We start from the raw sequence: 230 nt of genomic DNA on the forward strand, positions 1-230 counted from the left end.
TTGTTACCACTTTGGGATAATTTGTCATTCCTTTACTTGTTACAATCCTCGGGAATTTATTTAAGGCCCCTTTGTTTGTAACGACTAGGAATATTTGATGACGAATGATATATGGATGAACCTTGGTATACAGAACTCTTTCTCGCAAGATTATGGGCTGTTGTACGATAATTTGGCACTAACGGCCAGTGCACTTGCGGGTTTTTTTAATGCTATTGCTCTTACATAGA

At 37.8% G+C, this 230-nt stretch carries 1 protein-coding gene; it reads left to right on the forward strand.

Features of this window, described 5'->3' with window-relative positions:
* Window positions 1–97 precede the first annotated feature (97 nt).
* Window positions 98–229, forward strand: a complete 132-nt coding sequence (locus tag A3756_RS28960; RefSeq protein ID WP_255376503.1) for a hypothetical protein — start codon at window positions 98–100, stop codon at window positions 227–229.
* Window position 230: the final 1 nt, after the last annotated feature.

Source organism: Oleiphilus sp. HI0086, from assembly GCF_001635225.1.

What these genes read in the sequence shown, in the direction of transcription:
- A3756_RS28960 (WP_255376503.1), top strand. Translation starts at nt 98, where the DNA reads ATGACGAATGATATATGGATGAACCTTGGTATACAGAACTCTTTCTCG.